This window comes from Acinetobacter sp. Colony158 (genome assembly GCF_019264745.1).
Taxonomy (GTDB): Bacteria; Pseudomonadota; Gammaproteobacteria; order Pseudomonadales; family Moraxellaceae; genus Acinetobacter; species Acinetobacter ursingii.
Genome location: NZ_CP078523.1, coordinates 931250 through 931468, shown reverse-complemented (window position 1 = coordinate 931468; position 219 = coordinate 931250). Strand labels below are relative to the sequence as shown.

General features: G+C 26.7%; 1 protein-coding gene. It reads right to left on the bottom strand.

Going from position 1 to position 219, the window contains the following annotated elements:
• Positions 1–83, bottom strand: an 83-nt coding sequence (locus JR005_RS15215; RefSeq protein ID WP_218665791.1) for a prepilin-type N-terminal cleavage/methylation domain-containing protein, incomplete at its 3' end; no start/stop codon positions are given.
• Between the last annotated feature and the right edge of the window lie 136 nt (positions 84–219).

The following is a 219-nucleotide window of genomic DNA, read 5'->3' as shown; positions in this document are numbered from 1 at the left end:
GGAATYGCAATYGCTGCTAAAATACCAATAATAGCGATTACAATCATCAGCTCGATCAACGTAAAGCCTTTTTGAGCGTTCATAATATTCTCCACAAATATTTTGTTAATTTATTTATAAGCTTTGTAAGCTAATTTATGTTTTGCATAAAGTGTGCCAAAACATATTACTCAATTATTTATTGTTAAATCAATACATTGTTTAATAGATTAAAAATGT